This is a genomic window from Variovorax sp. GW821-FHT09D07 (genome assembly GCF_059416345.1).
This window is the reverse complement of record NZ_JBWKOY010000006.1, coordinates 190,591-209,618: the sequence shown is the minus strand read 5'-3', so window position 1 is coordinate 209,618 and position 19,028 is coordinate 190,591. Positions and strand designations below refer to the sequence as shown.

The window sequence follows — 19,028 nt, the reverse complement described above, 5'->3', positions numbered from 1 at the left end:
TCTCCTTCAGGTCACCACGCTCAGGAAGTTCTCGTTGAGCTTGCGGTCGTGATAGAAGATCGCGCGCCCGAGTTCGTCGTCGGTCCACACCAGCGGCGGCTTGTCGGGGTAGAAGATGTAGCCGCCCGAGAACACCTCGTTGCGGTTGCCGCTCGGGTCGAAGAAGTAGATGGTTTCGCCGCGCGTGATGCCGTGGCGCGTGGGGCCGATGTCCAGCGACACGCGCTTCTTGGTGATGATGTCGGCCGCCTTGAGCACCTCGCCCCAGTTGTCGAGCAGGAACGAGGCGTGGTGGAACTTGTTCTTCTCGGGATGGCGAATGAAGGCGATGTCGTGCGGCTTGGTCGAGCAGGTGAGAAAGGCCGCGATGTACATGCGCTCGGGGCCGGCCACCACGCTCTCGGCCAGCTGAAAGCCCAGCACCTCGGTGAACAGCTTCATGGTGCCGTCGAGGTCGTCCCCGTACAGCAGGCAGTGGTCGAAGCGCGAAGGCGCCATGCCCTTGAGGTCGTCGGGGTAGACCTCGGGGTTCTCGTAGGGCATGCCGTTGCCGACCTTCTCCTTCTCGGCGAAGAGCTCGATGGCATGGCCGGTGGGCACGGTGAAGCGAAAGCGCGGGCCCGTGCGCAGGTGCTCGCCGGCGTCGATCCACTGCATGTCGGTGGCCAGGCCGCTGGCCTTCAGGTCGGCGGCGAGCTTGTCGAGCGTAGCGGGCGAATCGACGCGAAAGCCCATGAAGTCCATGCCGGCCTCGTCGGCTTCGCGCAGCACGACGCTGTGGTGGTCGTGCTCGTCCCAGGCCTTGAGGTAGATGCGGCCCTGCGCATCGCGCCCGGTTTCGATCAGGCCCAGCACGTCGCGGTAGTGCGTGAGGGCGGCCCCGAGGTCGAGCACGCGCAGTTGCACGTGTCCGGGGCGAATGACGCCAGTGAGTGCCATGGAAGTCTCCTTTGGTGGGTGAGGGAAAGGTTCAGGTGGGGGAACGGGGTACGGCGGGCTGCGACGCGGCCAGGCGCCGCTCGATGCAGCGCGCCAGCTTCTCGACAGCGCGCAGGGCCAGGTCGCTCTGCGGGTACGCGCGGCACGCCAGCACGTAGCCCTGGGCTTCTTCTTCGGCGCTGACGTGGCAGCGGCTCATGCGCTCGCGGCGCACAGCGCCCGACTCGATGCGCACCTTGCACACGCCGCAGCCGCCGCCCCGACAGCCGACCGGGATGCCCTTGCGGCCGAGCTGCTCCATGCCGCCGAGCAGGGTCTGGTCGGCGCGGCACACGTAGTGCTCGTGGGTGTTGCCGATGGCGACGGAAAAGCGCATGACCGGCTCCACGTCACAGTGCCTTGAACAGCGGGCTGCGCGGCGCTGCAGAGGCCGCATCGGCGGCGGTGAAGAATTTCTCGGTGTAGATGTCGCGCTCGAACAGCCGCCCCTGCATCAGCGTGGCGATGCAGGCCTCGGTCATCGGTGGCGGCCCGCACAGGTAGGCCTTGTGGCCGCGGAAGTCGCTCGCGAAATGGGCCTTCAGCGCCTCGTGCGCAAAGCCGCGCGCCCCATGCCAGTCGCTGCCGGCCGGCAGGTCGGACAGCACTGGCACGTAGGTGAAATTCGGGTGCTGCTCGGCGAGCTGCTCGAAGAGCGCGCGGTAGTACAGCTCTTCGGTGTTGCGCGCGCCCTGCACCAGCGTGATCGGCAAGGTGCAGCCTTCGGCCAGCAGGTCCAGCACCATCGACTTCGGACTCGACAGGCCCGAGCCGCCGGCCACGAAGATCATCGGCAGGCCGGCCGACTTGCGCACGAAGAAACGGCCGTTGGGTGCGGTGAAGCGCAGGTGCTGGCCCACCTGCAGTTCGTCGTGCAGCCAGCCGGTGGCGCGGCCGTTGGGCACGCGGCGGATGTGCAGCTCGACGAGGTGGTCGTCGGGTGCGTTGGCGATCGAGAAGGCGCGTGCGCCCTCCACGCCCGGCACGTGCAGCATCACGTACTGGCCGGCCTGGAAAGGTGCCGGCCGGTCGGTGCGCAACCACAGGCCGCGGATGGTGGGCGTGAGCATGCGGGCCTCGACCAGCTCGGCATCGAAGTCTTCCAGCGGCAGGAACTGCGCGTCGGGGTCTTCGTCGATCTCGGCCTCGATGACCAGGTCGGCCTGCGCCATCGCGCAGCACGCGAGGATCTTGCCGTCGTCGCGCTCGAAGTCCATGAGCGCGAAGTTGGACGCATCGCCATGCTCGCATTCGCCCTCGAGCACCTGCACCTTGCAGGTGCCGCACACACCGTGGCCGCAGGCGTGGGGCAGCCACACGCCGGCGCGCAGGCAGGCGTCGAGCACGGTCTGTCCGTCGCGCGCCGCCACGGCCTGGCCGAGCGGCTCGATCATGATCTGGAAGCTCATGGCAAGGCCCTCCTTCCTGTGCTCAGCTGAACGAGCCGCCGATGCCCGTGAGCCCGGGCGTGCGAAAGCGCAGCGCCGACTTGTGGACCAGGCCGTTGTCGGCCAGCGACTTCGCCGCGTCGGGCGCGAAGGGCTTGCCGGAATCGAACCATTCGACCTTCGACCAGTCGACCTTTTCGAAGTCGGGGTGGCTGCCGTACACGCCGGGCAGCACGTCGCTGACAAGCGCGCCGAAGGGCATGGCCGCGGGCAGCGGCAGGCACACGGGGGCGCAGAAGAGCAGGTGGTCTTCCCAGCCGATGTAGAGCAGGCGGTTGCCGTGGAAGCGGTCTTCGCTGTCCATGACGGTGCCGGTGTAGCCGGGGGCGAGTGCAACAACAGACATGTCGGTCTCCTTTTTTTGGGGTGAGCGCCGCCCACGCCGTGCGTGGGGCACGGCGGGAGCGCGGGGGTCGATGAGGGGTGGTGGGGCCTGGGTGCTCAGGCCACCTTGGGCTCGGCCGCCGACAGGTCCTGCCCTGTCCAGCGTTCCCAGTTGGCCTTGTCGGGCGAGGTGTTGAACTCGCCGTTGTCGGCGCCGACGTTGATGTGGTAGTAGTCCAGCACGGCCGCCAGCGGGTTGAAGCCTTCCACCGTCGGGTCGGTGCCCTCGGGGAAGCAGTTGCCCTGGTAGATCTGGTGCACCGGCAGCCAGGCCTGCACGTACTTCTCGGGCTCGCCGTCGAACACGTCCTTGCAGCCGTCGGAGCAGAAGTGGTACTTCATGCCGTGGTAGCTGCTCTCGCGGTAGCAGATCTTGGTCGGATCGTCGGGCTCGGTGAAGGCCATCGGGATCTGGCAGGTCTGGCACAGCATGGGCAGCGTGTTGTTGAACCAGCGCTTGCCCTGCTTCTCCTGCTCGGCCAGCCACTCGAAGCGCGGGCGGTACAGGCTGTCGAAGGTCTCGGGGTACTTCTCGGCCAGCCAGCTCATCTCGTCGGGCTTGGGTGCCCAGACGTTGAAGTTGGCGGCGTGGCCGTAGTTGTTGAAGATGGCCCAGGCCTCGTGCGAGATGCGGCTCTTTTCCTTCGACGCAACCTCGTGGTACTTGGGCATGCGGATGCCGTAGCGCGCCAGGTCTTCGAACAGCGCGCCGCCGTTCTTCTCGAAGTACATCTCCCAGGCCTCGGACCAGCTCATGACGCGCTTGGGCAGCATGTAGTCCATCATCATCGCGACCAGCGTGAGCAGGCGGTAGCCGCGCCAGAACCACTTGTCGACCCACTTCTGCACGATGGGCACGTTGTCCGGGTCCTGCTCGAGGATGAACTTCACCACTTCCAGGCCCAGCGTCATGTGGCGCGACTCGTCGCTCTGCGCCGAGAAGCCGAAGGTGACGGTGGCCATGTCGCCGTTGTAGGCGGCGCCGCTCATGAAGGGCATGAACAGCAGGTTGGTCAGCACGTACTCGAACGAGAACGAGATGGCGGTGATGAACTCGAAGGGCCCCGCGCTCATCGCATCTTCGAAGTAGCTCTTGGGCACCGACAGGTACCACACGCGGTCGTGCATGTGCTGCGGGTCGTGCAGGCCGTGGAAGTACTTGTTGAAGTGGCTGATGGTGTGGAACTGCGTCTGCGCATGGCGCAGCTCGTCGATCGACTGCATCTGGCAGGCCACGCGCGCGCCCACGCCGCGCAGCGAACGCCCGGCCATGGCATAGCCGCGGTGCGCCGCGTACTCCAGCGGCGAGACGCCGGTGAGGAACAGCTTGAGCGTGTTCAGGTAGCGCGGGTCGCTGATGTTGAACTGGCCGTTGTTCTGCTGGAACGCATCGATGATGGCGTAGAGCTTCTTCTCCTTCTCGCCCTGGAACTTCCAGTAGGCGTCCATCGTGAGGCGGAACGGGTCTTCCCACTTATCCCAGTCGTGGATCTTGATGCCCTCGAACTTGTCGAAGGGAAACACGTCGTCCATCGACTGGTAGGTGGTCTCCCAGCCCAGGCCGCGCGTCATCATGGCGTAGCGTTCCTTCAGGCCGAGGCGCGGGGTCGTGGGGGTCTTTGCTGCTGCTTGGGTGGTCATGGCGTGGTCCTTGGTCGTGGTCCGGTGAGGCCTGGGCTCAGGCACCCCAATGGAGGGTGAATTCGTCGTCGGTCTCTTCGATGCTTCCGGACAGCGAGATCAGGCTCAGGTGCAGTTCCTGCAGGTCCCAGCGGCGCCCGACCAGGGCTTCGACGCTCTCGCGGCGGATCACGAGGCGGCCGGGCGCGTCGATCTTCACCATCGCGGGGTACTCGGTGACGGTGGCCCCGGGGTTGTCGGCCACGATGGCCTCGACGATGGCGCGCGCGGCCTCGCCGGTCTGCAGGGCGATGAAGACGGGCGGTCGGGACACTTCGGCGGTGGCGGTGGTCATGGGGTGGTCTCCTTGGTTCGATCGATTCGGTCGTCAGGCGGCAGCGCCCATGCGCACCAGCCGGGCCACGCGCGCATCGAGCGCGGCGTGCAGCGTCTTGAGCACCTCGGCGCCCTGCGCGCCCAGGGCCAGCGCGGCCAGCGGCGCCAGCGCCTGCACGGCCTGGTCGCGCCAGCTCGCGTACCACTGCGCGAGCAGTTCGGCGTTGGCGGGCGACTCGTCGGCGGCGGTCTTCAGCGTGGCGTCGACCCAGCGCACGTTCTCGTCGAACCACTCGTTCATGAACTCGGTCAGCATCGCCAGCGCGTTGCCTGTGGCGGCGCTGTGCGCGTTCACGTAGTGGCGGTAGACCAGCGGGTACAGCAGGCCGTCGAGCACGAGGTTCTGGGCTACGAACACCTCGAACCAGTCCTTGGTGACGAAGAGGTTCTCCATCAGGCGGCGCACGCCCTGCCAGGCCGGGTGCGCAAGCCAGGCCTCCTTGCCGGCGTCCAGCGCGCGGCCCGAGTTGGCGTCGATCTGCAGGCCGACGCGCGAGAGGTACTGCGCGATGCCCAGGCGGTCCATGGCCGCGTAGATGAAGGGCTGCGTGATGGCCGTGCCGTAGCCATAGCCGCAGCAGTAGCTGTGGTTCATGTTGGCGCCCCACTCGTAGTGGCGCAGCGGCACCAGCACCTGCTGCAGCGACTCGCGCACGCCCGCATCGGCCTGGGCCAGCAGCTGGCGCTTCTCGGCGAACTCGAACTGGCGGTCGGCGCCTTCCCCCTGGCGCGCGCGGGTCATGGTGTACACGCCGTAGTAGTAGTGGCGCGGGTCCTTGAAGCTGTACCAGTCGGCCATCACGAGCGCCGTGCGGCGCTTGTCGTACAGCGCGTGCTGCGGGTCCCACAGCGGCCGGTAGTGGAAGTTGGCCGTGGGCTGCATGTCCAGCGTGGCCTCCTGGTAGCGCGAGGCCGGCTTGTCGCCGAGCCGCCGCGCCACATGCGAGAAGGTCTGGCGGATCGGCCGGATGTCCGAGGTCTTGATGTCGACTTGCACGGGGTGTCTCCTTGGTTGTCGCGGGAAAAAAATGCGGGGGTCGTCAGTGGTCGATGCCGGGCGCGCCGAAGCGCCACTTCATGCGCTCGAAGTCCAGCCGCGCACCCTCTTCGGTGCTCAGGTGGCGCACCGTGTGGCGCGCGCAGAACTCGCGGAACTGGTCGAACTGCAGCACCAGCTCCACAGCCAGCTCGGGGTCGCCGATGGCGAACTCGAACTCCACGAAGCGCGTGCCGCGCGTGCCGGTGACGCGCACGAAGCACGGCTGGCCGGTCATCTGTGCGGCGCTGCCGCTGCGGGGGTCGGGCTGCATCGAGGGCATCACTTGTTCAATCCATCAACAGGTGGACGGCACCAGCGCCGCCCGGCCTGATAAGGGCAATGGGCGTGCCAGCGTGGCTAAGTGATTGATTTGCATGGGCCCGCTGCGCCTGCGGGCCCGAAGCACCGGGAAGTCCCGGATGCTGGTTTGATCATTTGCTGCGGTGCAGCTTGATCAAATGGTGAAAACCGGAAAACGCCGGCCGGCGTCCGCTCAGGACGTCGGCAGGCCTTCCTTTTTCAGCCGGTAGGCCAGCTGCGGGCGCGTGATGCCCAACAGGCGCGCGGCCTGCGACAGGTTGCCCTTGGCGCGCTGCATCGCGGTCTGCATGAGGCGCTGCTCGAGCGAGGCGATGTCGATGTTCTGCTCGAGCACGCGCTGGCACAGCGCGTCGAGCTCGCTCGCGTCGGAGCCCGAAGCCGAGGCCCCCGTGGCGACCTTGCCGCTGGCGTCGAGCTGGTTGTCGGGCGGCGCGCCCGGCGGCTGCATCCACAGGTGGCAGGCCTCGATGTCGCCATGGTCGGGCGCCAGCAGCACGGCGCGCTCGATCACGTTCTCGAGCTCGCGGATGTTGCCGGGCCAGGCGTGCTTGTGCACGTCGAGCGCGGCCTTGTCGGTGAGGCCGCGCAGCTTCTTGCCGTACAGCGCGCTGTACTTCTCGACGAAGCGCGCCACCAGCGCCGGGATGTCGGCGGTGCGCTCGCGCAGCGGCGGGATCTGGATCGGGAAGGTGTTGAGCCGGTAGAACAGGTCGGTGCGGAACTTGCCTGCCTGCATGGCCTGCTGCAGGTTGACGTTGGTGGCGGCCACGATGCGCACGTCGACCTTGGTCGGCTGCTCAGCGCCCAGGCGCTCGACCTCGCCGGTCTGCAGCACGCGCAGCAGCTTGACCTGCGCGGCCAGCGGCAGGTCGCCCACCTCGTCCAGGAACAGGGTGCCGCCGTGCGCGCGTTCGAAGCGCCCGGCGCGCGCATGGTGGGCGCCGGTGTAGGCGCCCTTTTCCACGCCGAACAGCTCGGCCTCGATCAGGTCGGCCGGGATCGCCGCGCAGTTGACCGCAATGAAGGGCTGCTTGCCGCGCGGTCCGTTGTCGTGCAGCCAGCGAGCGAACACTTCCTTGCCCACGCCGGTCTCGCCGAGCAGCAGCACGGTGATGGCACTGTCGACCGCGCTGCGCATGAGCTCGAAGGCGGCGCGAAAACCCGGCGACACGCCGACCAGCTTCTGGTCGTACTCGCGGCGCGGCTGCAGGCGGCGCAGGTGCTGCAGGCCGAGGTTGAAGTCGATGAGCTTCTCGGCCACATGGTGCTGGCGGAAGTACTCCAGGTAGTGCTCGTCGTTCCACGCCTCGGCGGCCTGGCCGACGATGCGGCAGCGGCTGTCGCCCATGCTGGTGCATTCGACTTCCTTGAACACCACGAGCCGTCCCATGAAGGCGGTGGTGTAGCCCGAGGCGTAGCCGATCTGCGACCAGCACTGCGGGTCTTCCCCGTAGCCGAAGTCGGCCACGTGGGCTTCGCATTCCCAGGAGTTCTCCCAGAGGAATTCGCCGTAGAAATGCTTGGTGGCCACGTCGAGGTCGACCTGCACCTTCTGCACCGAGACGATGCCCTCGATGGAATGCAGGCGCGGCCCGAGCATGAAGGCGTCTTCGGCGCGCATGCCGGCAAGGCGCTCGCGCACGGCCACCTCGCCGTCGCGCAGGCCGGAAGCAAAACCCATGCGCACCAGCAGGCCGCGCGCACGCTCGATACCCAGCGAGTCGAGCAGTTCGCGGCGCAGTTCGGCGAAGGCCCGGGCATGCATGAGCAGCATGCGCTGCTCGTCCAGCCAGATGTGGCCCGAGCCGGCGCTGAAGCGCAGGAGAGAAAGAAGTTCTCCCACCATGTCCCCTTTACTTGTCTGGAATCCGTTCCTCCTACATTCTCCTGCAAGGACGGACGACAAGGCTGCTCAATCAACAGGCAACGTGGTGCGAAGCCGCGCCAATGCTCGTTCTGCTGGCTTGCCTCCTCAGGCAACCCACAGAGTTATGCACAGAAAGAACGAACAACTGTCATCAAGTTGACTTGGCCGCGACGTAGCCCTTGAACTGTTCGCGCAGCTTGGTCTTCAGCAGCTTGCCGGTGGCTGTATGCGGCAGGCTGTCGACGAAAGCCACGTCGTCGGGCAGCCACCACTTGGCCACGCGCTGCGAAAGAAAAGTGAGCAGTTCCTCGCCCGTGACCTCTGCGCCTGCACGCTTCACGACGATCAGCAGGGGCCGCTCCTGCCACTTCGGATGCGCGATGCCGATCACCGCCGCCTCGGCCACGGCGGGGTGCGCGCTGGCCGCGTTCTCCAGGTCGATCGACGAGATCCACTCGCCGCCCGACTTGATGACGTCCTTGGCGCGGTCGACCAGCTGCACATAACCGTCGGCGTCGATGTTGGCCACGTCGCCGGTCGGAAAGAAGCCCTCGGCATCGAGCACGTCGCCGCCTTCGCTGCGGAAGTAACCGCTCGCAATCCACGGACCGCGCACATGCAGGTGGCCGAAGGCCACGCCGTCGTGCGGCAGGCGCTGGCCGTTCTCGTCGACGATCTTGAGCTCCACGCCCCACACGCCGCGGCCCTGGCGCATCTTGACCGTGGTCTGCTCATCTTTCGGGAGCGCGAGGTGCTTGGGCAGCAGGTTGCCGATCACGCCGATGGGGCTGGTCTCGGTCATGCCCCAGCCTTGCACGAAGTCGGCGCCGAAGTCGCGCTCGAAGCGTTCGATCATGGCGCGCGGCGTGGCGGCGCCGCCCACGCCGATGCGCTTGAGGCCGATGGCGCGGGTGTCGATCTCAGGGTGGGCGTCGAAGTACTGGAACAGCATGAGCCACACGGTGGGCACCGCCTGCGAGAAGCTCACCTTCTCGTCGCGCATGAGTTCGTACAGGCTCTGGCCATCGAGGTGCGGGCCGGGCATGACGAGCTTGGCGCCCACCATCGGCGCCGAGTACGGCATGCCCCAGGCGTTGGCATGGAACATGGGTACGGCCAGCAGCAGCGTCATCTGCGAGCACACGCCGAAGGTGTCGGGCGCGCATTCCATCAGCGAATGCAGCACGGTGGAGCGATGGCTGTACAGCACGCCCTTGGGGTTGCCCGTGGTGCCTGACGTGTAGCAAAGCGACGACGCCGTGCGCTCGTCGAACTCGGGCCAGGTGTAGTCCTCGCTCTGCGCGCCGATGAGCTCGTCGTAGCACAGCAGGTTCGGCACATCGATGGCCGGCATATGCGCGCGGTCAGTCATGGCGACGAAGGCGCGCACGCTCTTGAGCTTGGGCGCGAGCTTCTCGACCAGCGGCGCGAAGCTGGTGTCGAAGAACAGCACCTTGTCTTCGGCGTGGTTGACGATGTAGTCGATCTGCTCCGGAAAAAGCCGCGGGTTCACCGTGTGCAGCACCGCGCCCGAGCCCGACACGCCGTAGTACAGCGCCAGGTGCCGGTAGGTGTTCCATGCCAGCGTGCCCACGCGGTCGCCGGGCGCCACGCCCAGCGCCTTCATCGCATTGGCCACCTGCTTGGAGCGCCGCTGCACCTCGCGGTAGTTGGTGCGGTGCACCGGGCCTTCGACGGTGCGTCCGACGATCTCGACGTGGGGGTGAAAGGTGGCCGCGTGGTCGATCAGCGACGAGATCAGCAGCGGGCGGTCCTGCATCAGTCCGAACATGGTGTGTGTCTCCTGTGGTTCTTTTGAGCGTGCTTCTGCGAAGGCTACTTCACGGCAATCGAATCACCCATGGGCTCGAACTCCTTGCCGTTGAACTGCACCAGCTGCAGCGTGTTGAACGGAAAGTAGTCGGTGGCCGAGGTGTTCAGCGCAATGCCCGGCAGCAGCATGCCGGTGCGCATGTTCTTGAGCGTGGTGGCCTGCTTGAGCACGTTCTCGCGCGTGAGGTTGTCGCCCGAGGCCTTGAGCACCGTCTCCATGGCCTGCGCCACGCCGTAGCCGTACACGCCGGCGGCGTTGTTCACGTCTTCGTTCGGTGCGTACTTCTTCATGAAGGCCAGGAACTCCTGCGTGGCCGGGTCGTTGGCCCAGCGCGGCTGCGCGGCGTCCTTGAAGAAGGCCATGGCCATGATGCCCTTCGACTTCTCCAGGCCCGCGGGCTCCAGCGTCATCTTCACGTAGGCCGACACGTAGGTGAGGTACTGCTGCTTGGGCTTCCAGCCGATGTCCCACGCTTTGCGGATGGCCTGCGCGGCGAAGCGCGCGGTGGCGAAGTTGACGAACACGTCGGCGCCCGACGACTGCAGCTTGATGATCTGCGAATCGACCGTGGGGTCGGCCACTTCGAACGAGGCCTCGGCCACCACCATCGAGGCCTTGTCGCCCAGGCCCTTCTTCAGGCCCTTGAGCAGGTCCTTGCCGAAGTCGTCGTTCTGGTAGAGCACGGCGATCTTCGCGTTCGGCATCGTCTTGAGGATGTTCTTCGCGTAGAGGCTGCCCTCGCCCTCGTAGCTGGGCATGTAGGGCGTGGTCCAGGGGTAGGCCTTGGGGTCGTTGAAGCGGTCGGCGCCCACGCCCAGGAACAGGTGCGGCACCTTCTTGGCGTTCATGTAGCGCTGGATCGCGGCGTTGGAGGCCGAGCCCAGGTTGCCGTACACGGCGAGCACTTCGTCCTGCTCGACCAGCTTGCGCACCACCTCGGTGGTGCGCGGCGGCGTGTACTGGTCGTCGTAGCTGATGAGCGTCACCTTGCGGCCGTTGATGCCGCCCTTGTCGTTCACCATCTTGAAGTACGCCTCGTTGACCTTGCCGACGATGCCGTACGACGACACCGGGCCGCTGTAGGGCATGGCCATGCCGAGCTTGATCTCGGTGTCGGAGGCGCCGGTGTCGTACTTCTTCTGCGCAAGGGCCGCGCCGGTGGTGAACAGGAGGGCCGCGCCGCCCAGGGCGGCGGCCAGTCGAACGATGGAGGTCATGGAAGCTTCAGTGGAAAAACGAAAAGGGAGACATCAGGAACGAGGCGATCAATCAATCGATCAATCGCCGAGCACCTTGCCGAAGGGCTCGTAGCGCGTGCCGTTGAAACGCACCAGCTGCATGCGCTCGATCGGGTAGAAGTCGGTCGGCGAGGTCTTCACCTCGATGCCCGGGTAGAGCATGGGCGGGCTGTACTGCAGATTGGCCGCCACCTTCATGATGTTGGCGCGCGTGAGGTCGTCGCCCGCCTTGCGCAGCACCTGCTCCAGCGTCTGCGCCGACGAGTAGCCCAGCACGTTGAGCGAATCGCTCAGGTCGCCCGAGGGGTAGTACTTGCTGAACCAGGTCTTGTAGTCCTCGTACTCCTTGGCGCCCTTCCACATGTCGTCGGCCGGGTCGCGCAGGTAGGTGGCCGAGATCACGCCCACCGCGTTCTCGGGGCCCGCCGGCTTGATCACCGCCGACACCGACACCGACACGCTCGACAAATACTGCGTGGGCTTCCAGCCGATGTCGGCCGCCTTGCGGATCGCCTGCGCCGCGAACTTGGGCGTGGTGATGCTGAAGAAGGTGTCGGCGCCCGAGGCCTTCAGGTTGACCATCTGGCTGTCGATGGTCGGGTCGGTCACCTCGTAGGTCGACTGCGCCACGATCATCGTCTTGGCCTTGTCGCCCAGTGCCTCGAGAAAGCCCTTCAGGAAGTCCTTGCCGAAGTCGTCGTTCTGCATGAGCACAGCGATCTTCGCGTTGGGCTTGGTCGAGAGGATGTGCTGCGCGTAGATCTTGCCTTCGGTCTGGTACGTGGGCTGCCAGCCCATGGTCCAGGGGAAGGCCTTCGGATCGCCGAAGCGCGTGGCGCCCGTGGCCACGAACAGCTGCGGCACCTTCTTGGCGTTCATGTAGCGCTGGATGGCGAGGTTGTGCGCCGTGCCCAGCGGGCCGAAGAGCACCAGCACCTCGTCCTGCTCGACCAGCTTGCGCGCCTGCTCCACCGTCTTGGAGGGGTTGTAGGCGTCGTCCAGCGAGATGAACGTGACCTTGCGGCCGTTGATGCCGCCCTCGGCATTGAGCTTGGCGAAGTAGCCCGCCGCCGCCTTGCCGATGGTGCCGTAGGCCGACACCGGGCCCGAGTACGGGACGATGTGGCCGATCTTGATCTCGGTGTCGCTCGCGCCCGGGTCGTAGCGCTTCTGGGCCTGCGCCGTGAAGGCCGTGGCGAGGCCGAGCGTGGCCGCCAGGCCGGCGCCCAGCAGGCGGCGGCGCGTGCCGGGGCGGGCGGAAAAGAGGGAACGTGTCATGGTGTTGTCTCCGTCGTTCTCGTGAAAAAGAAGCTGCGGCCGCGGGCCTCTTGCCGGCCTCGTGTCGGTCTCTTGCGGACCTCGTGCGGCGTTCGGGCTGGATGGTAGGCAGCGCCTCCTGCGCGTCACATCGTCGGAACGGACGATTGAGAGCGGCTGAGGGTTGCCCCTAGCATGAGCCTCGACACGGAGACACACCCACCGCCGCGCAACGCGGCGCGCACCGAAGGCAAGCACCGCATGGACCTCACGCTCAATCCCCGCTACGAAGCCTTTCGCGACGAGCTGCGCGCGTTCCTCGCCACGCACGGCCACCGCTCGGCCTTCGCGCGCACCGCCGAGCGCCCCGACGCCGACGCCCTCGCCTGGCAGCGCCTGCTGCTGGACCACGGCTACGCGGGCCGCACGGTGCCGCGCGACTATGGCGGCCACGGCGCGGCGCCCGACGTCATGGAGTCGCACCTCATCACCGAGGAGTTCGCGCGCGCCGGCGTGGCGCCGCCGCTGGGCAACCAGGGCATCTCGATGCTGGTGCCCACCTTGCTCGAGCTGGGCACCGAGGCGCAACGGCGCGAGTGGATCGGACCCACGCTGCGCGGCGAGGTGGTCTGGTGCCAGGGCTACTCCGAGCCCGGCGCGGGCTCCGACCTGGCCTCGCTGCAGACGCGCGCCACCGAAGACGGCGGCGACTTCGTCATCAACGGCCAGAAGATCTGGACCTCGACCGCGCACGTGGCCGACATGATCTTCTGCCTCGTGCGCACCGAGCCCGGCGCCGCGAAGCACGCGGGCATCAGCTACCTGCTGTTCTCGATGAAGACGCCCGGCATCGAGGTGCGCCCGCTGAAGACCATGACGGGCCACGCCGAGTTCAACGAGGTCTTCTTCACCGACGTGCGCGTGCCGCAGCACCAGATCGTGGGGCAGCGCGGCGACGGCTGGAAGGTGGCCAACGCCACGCTCAAGCACGAGCGCGGCTCGCTCGGCAACCCCAACCTCACGACCCAGCGCTACCAGGAGCTCGCCACGCTGATGCAGTCCGAGACGGTGGACGGCACGCGCCTCATCGACCAGCCCGTGCTGCGCGACCGCCTCATGCGGCTGCAGGGCCAGGTGCTGGCGCAGAAGTGCCACGGCCTGCGGCTGCTCACGGCCGCGGCCAAGGGCGAAGACCCGGGCCTGGCCGCGCTGGTCGTGAAGCTGCAGGGCTGCGAACTGCGCCACCAGCTGGCCGCACTCGCCATCGACGCGCTGGGCGAGCTGGGCCTGCTGATGCCCGGCAGTGCGCACCTGCGCGCGCAAGCGCTCTGGCAGGAGCGCTACATGTTCGACCTGGGTCTGATCATCGGCGGCGGCACCGCGCAGATCCAGAAAAACATCATCGCGGAGCGCGGGCTCGACATGCCGCGCGAACCCCGCCTTGCCTGATCGCCATCGGAAGAAAGCACGCCATGGAATTCGCCCTCTCCGCCGACCAGACGCTGCTGCAGGACAGCCTGCGCCGCGCGCTCGAACGCGCCTGCCCGCTCGATCGCGTGCGCCGCGTCGCGGCCGACGACCTGCCGCTGGACCGCGAGGTCTGGCGCACGCTGTGCGAGGTCGGCGTGCCGGCCCTGCTCGTGCCCGAGGCCTTCGGCGGGCTCGGCCTGTCGCTGCTCGACGCCGCGCTGGCCGCCGAGGAACTGGGTCGCCATGTCGCGCCCACGCCCTTCCTCGGCACCGCCGTGCTCGCGCCGCTTGCGCTGCGCGAGGCCGGCAGCGCGGCGCAGCAGGATGAATGGCTGCCGCGCCTGGCCGCGGGCGAATGCATCGCGGGCGTCGCCATCGCCGAAGCCGTGGCCGGCGCACGCGATGGCGCGGGCGTGACGGCCAATGCCAACGGCACGCTCGACGGTAGCGCACTCTTCGTGCTCGACGCGGGCGCGGCCGATGTGTTCATCGTGGCCGACCGCGCGGGTGGCCTGCACCTCGTGCGCGCCGATGCACAGGGCCTCACGCGCGGCGCGCTGCGCAGCATCGACGCCACGCGCCCGCTCGGTGAGTTGCACTTCGCACAGGTGAAGGCAGAACGACTTCCCAACAGCGGCCCCGCCACGCTCGCGCGCCTGCGCAGTGCGGGCTGGGCCCTGCTCGCCGCCGACACGCTCGGCGCGGGCGAAGCCATGATCGGCCAGGCCGTGGCCTACGCCAAGGAGCGCCGCCAGTTCGGCCGCGTGATCGGTTCCTTCCAGGCCGTGAAGCACCTGTGCGCCGAAATGGCCGCCGCGCTGGAGCCCGGCCGCGCACTCGTCTGGTACGCGGCGCATGCCTTCGACGCACTGCCCGACGAAGCCGCGCTGCTCGCCGCGCACGCCAAGTCGCACCTGAGCGAGACCGGCACCTTCGTCGCCCGCACCGCCACCGAGGTGCATGGCGGCATGGGCATCACCGACCTGCTGGGCCTGCACTACTGGTTCAAGCGCATCGGCTTCAACCGCCAGTTGCTCGGCGGGCCGGAGCGCGTGCGCCACCTCGCCGCCGAAATGCAGGGCCTCGTCGCCGCATGACCTCCACACCCATGACCACCACATCACCCGCCCCCCGCATGCTCGAAGGCCTGCGCATCGTCGACCTCACCACGGTGATCTTCGGCCCCTACTGCACGCAGATCCTCGCGGACCTCGGCGCCGAAGTGGTCAAGGTCGAGCCGCCCGAGGGCGACAGCATCCGCATCATCGGCACGCCGCCCGTCACGCCGCTGATGAGCCCCGTGCACCTGCGCCTGAACCGCGGCAAGCGCTCGGTCGACTGGGACCTGAAGAGCGAGGACGGCCGCGCCGCGATGCGCCGCCTCATCGAGACCAGCGACATCTTCATCCACAACGTGCGCAGCGACGCCATCGCGCGCGCGGGCCTGTCGTACGACGAGGTGCGCGCCATCCGCCCCGACATCGTCTACGTGCACTGCACCGGCTTCGACCAGCGCGGGCCGTATGCCGCGCTGCAGGCCTACGACGACATCATCCAGGCCGCCTCGGGCATTGCCTCGTTGCCGCCCAAGGTCGACGGCAACCCGCAGCCGCGCTACGTGCCGATGACCATGGCCGACAAGGTCTCGGGCCTGCACGCGGCGTACGCCGTGCTCGCCGCCGTGGTGCACCGGCTGCGCACCGGCGAGGGCCAGCAGGTGGAGGTGCCGATGTTCGAGTCGCTCGCCAGCTTCAACCTCGTGGAGCACCTGTGCGACAAGACCTTCGTGCCGCCCACCGGCCCCGCGCTGTACCCGCGCCAGATCGACCCCATGCGCCAGCCCATGCGCACGCGCGACGGCTACATCGCCATTGCGCCCTACCTGGACGACCGCTGGCTGCGCTTCTTCGAGGCCGCCGGCCATCCCGAGGTGCTCGAGGCGCCCGAGCTGGCCGACAAGGCCCTGCGCCGCAAGCACATGAGCCGCATGTACGAGGCCGCCGCCGCGATCCTTCCCGAGCGCACCACGGCCGAGTGGCTCGACATCTTGAAGAAGGCCAACGTGCCCGCGATGCGCGTGAACGACATCGCCGACCTGCCCGACGACCCGCAGCTGCAGGCCGCCGGCCTTTTCCGACAGCGCACGCACCCGACCGAAGGCGCGTATCTTGAAGTGCGCCCGCCGGTGCGCTTCTCGGGCTATGCCTACGCCGACCTGTCGCACGCCGCGACGCCCGGCCAGCACAGCACCGAAGTGGCCCGCGAACTGGGCGTGACCCTCATGAACGAACGAAAGAACGCCGCATGACCATGACTGTCTACGACGCCGTCGCAAGCCGCCGCTCGGTGCGCGAATTTCTCGACCGCCCCGTGCCGGCCGACACGATCCGCCGCGTGCTGCAGGCCGCGCTGCGCGCCCCCTCGGGCGGCAACCTGCAACCGTGGCACCTGCATGTGGTGGGCGGCGAGCGGCTGGACGACCTCAAGGCCCTCATGCGCACCCGCGTGCAGGAAACGCCCGGCGGCGAAGGCAGCGAGTACGACATCTACCCGCGCGAGCTGGTCGCCCCCTACCGCGACCGCCGCTTCGCCGTCGGCGAGGCGATGTACGCGCGCCTGGGCATTCCGCGCGAGGACAAGGCCGCGCGTTTGAAATGGTTTGCGCGCAACTTCCAGTTCTTCGGCGCGCCGCTCGCGCTCTTCTGCACCGTCGACCGCCGCATGGGCCCGCCGCAGTGGTCCGACCTCGGAATGATGTTGCAGAACGTGATGCTGCTGCTGCGCGCCGAGGGCCTGGACAGCTGCCCGCAGGAATGCTGGGCCATCTACCCGCAGACCATCGGCCGCTTCATCGACCTGCCGCCCGAGCGCATGCTCTTCACCGGCATGGCCATCGGCTATGCCAACCGCGACAAGCCCCTCGACGCCCTCGAGACCGAGCGCGCGCCGCTGGACGACGTGGCCGAGTTCATCGGCATCTGAAGAAAGCAGTTGCACATGGACGATTGGGAAAGCGCCTGGGCGCCGATGGTGGCGCGCGTGGGCGAGGACTTCGCGAACGGTGTGATCCGCTGGGGCGCCGATGTGATCGAGGCCGGCGCCGTGCGCCGCTATGTCGAGGTGCTGGAGTTCGACTGCCCGCTGCACCAGGGGCCCGACGCGGTCGCGCCATCGACCAGCCTCGCCAGCCTCACGCTGCCGCCCATGTGGGCCCCGGGCCAGCCGCCCGTGTTCACCAGCGACGCCCGCAACGCCGAACCCGAGCGCAGCCCGCTCAAGGGCACGCGCCCCGAAGGCATGCCGCCCACCACCGCCTACATGGCGACCGACTACGAGGTCGACTACCTGCAACCCGCGCGCCTGGGCGACCGGCTGGGAAGGCGCGGCAACCGGCTCGTGCGCTGCGAACCCAAGGCGACCAAGGTAGGAAAAGGCGCCTTCACAACATGGGAGTACGACATCGTGAACCAGCGCGAAGAGGTCGTGGCCCGCTGCCGGTTCGGCATGTACCACTACCTGCCGCACTAGAGAACAGACGCCCGACGCCATGCGGCCTCCCGCACTGGCGCACCGCCACCCGTGCACAGGGCACTGGGTGCTTCCCGCAGCGAAATCAAGGAGGAGGCCGAAGGCCGGGGGACATTCGCGGAGGGAAGTACCCGGTGACCTGTGCACGCGCCCTGAACAAGGAAAGCAACAAGATGAACTGGCAAGAACAACGCCACTGGAACGAAGTCAACGAGGGCGACCCTTTGAACCCCGTGCCCTTCCCCCTCACCGTCTACCGCCTCGTGATGGCCGCCGGCGCCAACCGCGACTTCAACGCCATCCACCACAACACCGAACACGCCCAATCGACCGGCGCCCCCGAGATGTACGCCAACGTCATGCTGCTGCAGGGCATGTGGGAGCGCGCGATTCGCGAGTACATCGGCACGGCCGGTGTGCTGCATGCCATCCGCGGCTTTCGCATGAAGTCGTTCAACACCGCGGGCGACACCGTCACCGTGCGCGGCCAGGTCGAGCGCAAGTGGATCGACGACAGCGCCGACGCCGCGCACCGCCACCGCCTCGACCTGCGCCTGTGGAGCGAGAACCGCCACGGCGTGTCGGTCGGCCCCGGCCTGGCCGTCGTGAGCCTGCCGCCCTGACATCGCACCCAGACAGAAAAACCATCGGAGACAAGACAGACATGTACAACAGCAGATTCACCCGCCGCCACGCCCTCACGCTGGCCGCCGCCCTGGCCACGAGCAGCGCCTTCGCGCAGCAGCCAACCTGGCCCGACAAACCCATCCGCATGATCGTGCCCTACGCGGCAGGCGGCGGCACCGACGTGTTCGCGCGCATCGTCGCCGAGGGCCTGGGCAAACGGCTCGGCCAGAGCGTCATCGTCGACAACCGCCCCGGCGGCAACGGGCAGATCGGCATCACCGCCGTGCAGCGCGCACCGGCCGACGGCTACACCGTGCTGTTCTCGCTCACCTCCATCATCCAGAACCCGCTGCTGTACCCCAACGCCGGTTTCGATCCGTTCAAGGACTTCGTGCCCGTGTCGGAAGCGGGGCGCCTGCCCATCGTCTTCACCGTGAGCAACAAGCTCGGCGTCGACACCCTCGACGGCTTCGTCAAGCTCGCGCGCGCCGCGCCCGGCAAGTACTCGTACGGCTCCTACGGCAACGGATCGAGCGCCCACCTGTACGCCGAGGTGCTGCAGGACGCCGCGGGCATCCAGCTGCTGCACGTGCCCTACAAGGGCGAAGCGCCGGCCATCACCGACCTGCTCGGGGGCACCGTCGATGCCGTGTTCGTCTCGGCCAAGGGCGTGGGCCCGCACGTCGCGGCCGGCAAGGCGAAGTCGATCGCCGTGGTCGGCACCGCACGCGCCCCGCTCGCGGCCGGCGTGCCGACCTTCAAGGAACAGGGCTTCGCGGGCATGGAGTCGGTCGGCTGGTTCGGCATCTACCTGCCCGCCGGCACGCCGCAGCCCATCGCGCAGCGCCTCTCGACCGAAGTGGCCCAGGTGGTGCAAAGCCCCGAGCAGGCGGCGCGCATCGAAGGCCTGGGCGTGATCCCGGTCGGCAGCACGCCCGCGCAGCTCACCGCCACCATGCGCGCGGACCATGCGCGGTGGAAGCAGGTGATTCAGGCCAAGAACATCAAGCTCGATTGAGAC

General features: G+C 67.8%; 19 protein-coding genes. 7 read left to right on the top strand and 12 right to left on the bottom strand.

Features of this window, described 5'->3' with window-relative positions; genetic code table 11:
• Nucleotides 1-6 precede the first annotated feature (6 nt).
• The 12 genes from AC07OX_RS22215 to AC07OX_RS22160 form a co-directional block, all read right to left on the bottom strand.
• The gene (locus AC07OX_RS22215; RefSeq protein ID WP_495262378.1) at nucleotides 7-939 is read right to left on the bottom strand and encodes a catechol 2,3-dioxygenase; all 933 of its coding nucleotides are present in this window, start codon (nucleotides 937-939) and stop codon (nucleotides 7-9) included.
• Between the two features lie 31 nt (nucleotides 940-970).
• The gene (locus tag AC07OX_RS22210; RefSeq protein WP_159279343.1) at nucleotides 971-1,315 is read right to left on the bottom strand and encodes a 2Fe-2S iron-sulfur cluster binding domain-containing protein; all 345 of its coding nucleotides are present in this window, start codon (nucleotides 1,313-1,315) and stop codon (nucleotides 971-973) included.
• Between the two features lie 13 nt (nucleotides 1,316-1,328).
• Nucleotides 1,329-2,387 carry an NADH:ubiquinone reductase (Na(+)-transporting) subunit F gene (locus AC07OX_RS22205; RefSeq protein ID WP_495262379.1) on the bottom strand — a complete coding sequence of 353 codons (1,059 nt, stop codon included), beginning with the start codon at nucleotides 2,385-2,387 and terminating at the stop codon, nucleotides 1,329-1,331.
• 22 nt (nucleotides 2,388-2,409) lie between these two features.
• The gene (locus AC07OX_RS22200) at nucleotides 2,410-2,772 is read right to left on the bottom strand and encodes a phenol hydroxylase subunit P4 (protein ID WP_159272872.1); all 363 of its coding nucleotides are present in this window, start codon (nucleotides 2,770-2,772) and stop codon (nucleotides 2,410-2,412) included.
• 95 nt (nucleotides 2,773-2,867) lie between these two features.
• A complete protein-coding gene (locus AC07OX_RS22195) occupies nucleotides 2,868-4,451 on the bottom strand; it encodes an aromatic/alkene/methane monooxygenase hydroxylase/oxygenase subunit alpha (protein WP_495262380.1) in 1,584 nt (527 codons plus the stop codon).
• A 37-nt stretch (nucleotides 4,452-4,488) separates the two neighbouring features.
• On the bottom strand, nucleotides 4,489-4,785 hold the full coding sequence (locus AC07OX_RS22190; protein WP_174250302.1) for an MmoB/DmpM family protein: 297 nt from the start codon (nucleotides 4,783-4,785) through the stop codon (nucleotides 4,489-4,491).
• Nucleotides 4,786-4,818: 33 nt separating this feature from the next.
• The gene (locus tag AC07OX_RS22185; protein WP_495262381.1) at nucleotides 4,819-5,823 is read right to left on the bottom strand and encodes an aromatic/alkene monooxygenase hydroxylase subunit beta; all 1,005 of its coding nucleotides are present in this window, start codon (nucleotides 5,821-5,823) and stop codon (nucleotides 4,819-4,821) included.
• Nucleotides 5,824-5,866: 43 nt separating this feature from the next.
• Complete coding sequence (locus AC07OX_RS22180; RefSeq protein ID WP_495262382.1) at nucleotides 5,867-6,136, bottom strand: phenol hydroxylase subunit; 270 nt, start codon at nucleotides 6,134-6,136, stop codon at nucleotides 5,867-5,869.
• A 222-nt stretch (nucleotides 6,137-6,358) separates the two neighbouring features.
• Complete coding sequence (locus AC07OX_RS22175; protein ID WP_495262383.1) at nucleotides 6,359-8,032, bottom strand: sigma 54-interacting transcriptional regulator; 1,674 nt, start codon at nucleotides 8,030-8,032, stop codon at nucleotides 6,359-6,361.
• 172 nt (nucleotides 8,033-8,204) lie between these two features.
• Entirely contained in the window at nucleotides 8,205-9,845 is a 1,641-nt protein-coding gene (locus AC07OX_RS22170; RefSeq protein WP_095746812.1) for a 3-(methylthio)propionyl-CoA ligase, read from the bottom strand.
• 44 nt (nucleotides 9,846-9,889) lie between these two features.
• Nucleotides 9,890-11,104, bottom strand: coding sequence for an ABC transporter substrate-binding protein (locus AC07OX_RS22165; protein WP_390348543.1), 1,215 nt, complete (start codon nucleotides 11,102-11,104; stop codon nucleotides 9,890-9,892).
• A gap of 60 nt (nucleotides 11,105-11,164) precedes the next feature.
• The gene (locus AC07OX_RS22160; RefSeq protein ID WP_495262384.1) at nucleotides 11,165-12,403 is read right to left on the bottom strand and encodes an ABC transporter substrate-binding protein; all 1,239 of its coding nucleotides are present in this window, start codon (nucleotides 12,401-12,403) and stop codon (nucleotides 11,165-11,167) included.
• Between the two features lie 174 nt (nucleotides 12,404-12,577).
• Between AC07OX_RS22160 and AC07OX_RS22155 the strand changes: the two genes are divergently transcribed.
• The 7 genes from AC07OX_RS22155 (at nucleotide 12,578) to AC07OX_RS22125 (ending at nucleotide 19,025) form a co-directional block, all read left to right on the top strand.
• Nucleotides 12,578-13,831, top strand: coding sequence for an acyl-CoA dehydrogenase family protein (locus tag AC07OX_RS22155; protein ID WP_495262385.1), 1,254 nt, complete (start codon nucleotides 12,578-12,580; stop codon nucleotides 13,829-13,831).
• Between the two features lie 23 nt (nucleotides 13,832-13,854).
• A complete protein-coding gene (locus AC07OX_RS22150; protein ID WP_495262386.1) occupies nucleotides 13,855-14,949 on the top strand; it encodes an acyl-CoA dehydrogenase family protein in 1,095 nt (364 codons plus the stop codon).
• 11 nt (nucleotides 14,950-14,960) lie between these two features.
• Nucleotides 14,961-16,160, top strand: a complete 1,200-nt coding sequence (locus AC07OX_RS22145) for a CaiB/BaiF CoA transferase family protein (RefSeq protein WP_495262387.1) — start codon at nucleotides 14,961-14,963, stop codon at nucleotides 16,158-16,160.
• 2 nt (nucleotides 16,161-16,162) lie between these two features.
• On the top strand, nucleotides 16,163-16,834 hold the full coding sequence (locus AC07OX_RS22140) for a nitroreductase (RefSeq protein ID WP_495262463.1): 672 nt from the start codon (nucleotides 16,163-16,165) through the stop codon (nucleotides 16,832-16,834).
• A 15-nt stretch (nucleotides 16,835-16,849) separates the two neighbouring features.
• A complete protein-coding gene (locus AC07OX_RS22135; RefSeq protein ID WP_070062794.1) occupies nucleotides 16,850-17,380 on the top strand; it encodes a hotdog family protein in 531 nt (176 codons plus the stop codon).
• 173 nt (nucleotides 17,381-17,553) lie between these two features.
• Nucleotides 17,554-18,003, top strand: coding sequence for a hotdog family protein (locus tag AC07OX_RS22130; RefSeq protein ID WP_390348533.1), 450 nt, complete (start codon nucleotides 17,554-17,556; stop codon nucleotides 18,001-18,003).
• Between the two features lie 41 nt (nucleotides 18,004-18,044).
• Nucleotides 18,045-19,025, top strand: coding sequence for a Bug family tripartite tricarboxylate transporter substrate binding protein (locus AC07OX_RS22125; protein ID WP_495262388.1), 981 nt, complete (start codon nucleotides 18,045-18,047; stop codon nucleotides 19,023-19,025).
• Nucleotides 19,026-19,028: the final 3 nt, after the last annotated feature.

Excerpts from the sequence above, each read along its gene's own strand:
- AC07OX_RS22215 (WP_495262378.1), bottom strand. The coding sequence starts at position 939 with ATGGCACTCACTGGCGTCATTCGCCCCGGACACGTGCAACTGCGCGTG.
- AC07OX_RS22210 (WP_159279343.1), bottom strand. The coding sequence starts at position 1,315 with ATGCGCTTTTCCGTCGCCATCGGCAACACCCACGAGCACTACGTGTGC.
- AC07OX_RS22205 (WP_495262379.1), bottom strand. The coding sequence starts at position 2,387 with ATGAGCTTCCAGATCATGATCGAGCCGCTCGGCCAGGCCGTGGCGGCG.
- AC07OX_RS22200 (WP_159272872.1), bottom strand. The coding sequence starts at position 2,772 with ATGTCTGTTGTTGCACTCGCCCCCGGCTACACCGGCACCGTCATGGAC.
- AC07OX_RS22195 (WP_495262380.1), bottom strand. The coding sequence starts at position 4,451 with ATGACCACCCAAGCAGCAGCAAAGACCCCCACGACCCCGCGCCTCGGC.
- AC07OX_RS22190 (WP_174250302.1), bottom strand. The coding sequence starts at position 4,785 with ATGACCACCGCCACCGCCGAAGTGTCCCGACCGCCCGTCTTCATCGCC.
- AC07OX_RS22180 (WP_495262382.1), bottom strand. The coding sequence starts at position 6,136 with ATGCAGCCCGACCCCCGCAGCGGCAGCGCCGCACAGATGACCGGCCAG.
- AC07OX_RS22175 (WP_495262383.1), bottom strand. The coding sequence starts at position 8,032 with ATGGTGGGAGAACTTCTTTCTCTCCTGCGCTTCAGCGCCGGCTCGGGC.
- AC07OX_RS22170 (WP_095746812.1), bottom strand. The coding sequence starts at position 9,845 with ATGTTCGGACTGATGCAGGACCGCCCGCTGCTGATCTCGTCGCTGATC.
- AC07OX_RS22165 (WP_390348543.1), bottom strand. The coding sequence starts at position 11,104 with ATGACCTCCATCGTTCGACTGGCCGCCGCCCTGGGCGGCGCGGCCCTC.
- AC07OX_RS22160 (WP_495262384.1), bottom strand. The coding sequence starts at position 12,403 with ATGACACGTTCCCTCTTTTCCGCCCGCCCCGGCACGCGCCGCCGCCTG.
- AC07OX_RS22155 (WP_495262385.1), top strand. The coding sequence starts at position 12,578 with ATGAGCCTCGACACGGAGACACACCCACCGCCGCGCAACGCGGCGCGC.
- AC07OX_RS22150 (WP_495262386.1), top strand. The coding sequence starts at position 13,855 with ATGGAATTCGCCCTCTCCGCCGACCAGACGCTGCTGCAGGACAGCCTG.
- AC07OX_RS22145 (WP_495262387.1), top strand. The coding sequence starts at position 14,961 with ATGACCACCACATCACCCGCCCCCCGCATGCTCGAAGGCCTGCGCATC.
- AC07OX_RS22140 (WP_495262463.1), top strand. The coding sequence starts at position 16,163 with ATGACTGTCTACGACGCCGTCGCAAGCCGCCGCTCGGTGCGCGAATTT.
- AC07OX_RS22135 (WP_070062794.1), top strand. The coding sequence starts at position 16,850 with ATGGACGATTGGGAAAGCGCCTGGGCGCCGATGGTGGCGCGCGTGGGC.
- AC07OX_RS22130 (WP_390348533.1), top strand. The coding sequence starts at position 17,554 with ATGAACTGGCAAGAACAACGCCACTGGAACGAAGTCAACGAGGGCGAC.
- AC07OX_RS22125 (WP_495262388.1), top strand. The coding sequence starts at position 18,045 with ATGTACAACAGCAGATTCACCCGCCGCCACGCCCTCACGCTGGCCGCC.